We start from the raw sequence: 1,107 nt of genomic DNA on the forward strand, positions 1-1,107 counted from the left end.
CTGAAGAGCCGCAGTGAATAGGCCCAGGCGACTGTTTAGCAAAAACACAGGTCTCTGCAAAACCGTAAGGTGAAGTATAGGGGCTGACGCCTGCCCGGTGCTGGAAGGTTAAGAGGAGTGCTTAGCGCAAGCGAAGGTGCGAATTGAAGCCCCAGTAAACGGCGGCCGTAACTATAACGGTCCTAAGGTAGCGAAATTCCTTGTCGGGTAAGTTCCGACCCGCACGAAAGGCGTAACGATCTGGGCACTGTCTCAACGAGAGACTCGGTGAAATTATAGTACCTGTGAAGATGCAGGTTACCCGCGACAGGACGGAAAGACCCCGTGGAGCTTTACTATAGCTTGATATTGAATTTTGGTGCAACTTGTACAGGATAGGCAGGAGCCTTAGAGCCCGGAGCGCCAGCTTCGGAGGAGGCGTCGGTGGGATACTGCCCTGGTTGTATTGAAATTCTAACCCATACCCGTAACCCGGGTAGGAGACAGTGTCAGGCGGGTAGTTTGACTGGGGCGGTCGCCTCCTAAAGTGTAACGGAGGCGCCCAAAGGTTCCCTCAGAATGGTTGGAAATCATTCGAAGAGTGTAAAGGCAGAAGGGAGCTTGACTGCGAGACCTACAAGTCGAGCAGGGTCGAAAGACGGGCTTAGTGATCCGGTGGTTCCGCATGGAAGGGCCATCGCTCAACGGATAAAAGCTACCCCGGGGATAACAGGCTTATCTCCCCCAAGAGTCCACATCGACGGGGAGGTTTGGCACCTCGATGTCGGCTCATCGCATCCTGGGGCTGTAGTCGGTCCCAAGGGTTGGGCTGTTCGCCCATTAAAGCGGTACGCGAGCTGGGTTCAGAACGTCGTGAGACAGTTCGGTCCCTATCCGTCGTGGGCGTAGGAAATTTGAGAGGAGCTGTCCTTAGTACGAGAGGACCGGGATGGACACACCGCTGGTGTACCAGTTGTTCTGCCAAGAGCATCGCTGGGTAGCTATGTGTGGACGGGATAAGTGCTGAAAGCATCTAAGCACGAAGCCCCCCTCAAGATGAGATTTCCCATTACGCAAGTAAGTAAGATCCCTCAAAGACGATGAGGTAGATAGGTTCGGGGTGGAAGC

1 rRNA gene (cut by a window edge) is annotated in these 1,107 nt (G+C 54.3%); it reads left to right on the plus strand.

Going from position 1 to position 1,107, the window contains the following annotated elements:
* Window positions 1-1,107 (plus strand): 23S ribosomal RNA (locus ACIQX2_RS19340); its annotated part reaches 1,871 nt to the left of the window's first position; the annotation flags it as partial.

This window comes from Psychrobacillus sp. NPDC096623 (assembly GCF_044762655.1).
Lineage (GTDB): Bacteria > Bacillota > Bacilli > Bacillales_A > Planococcaceae > Psychrobacillus.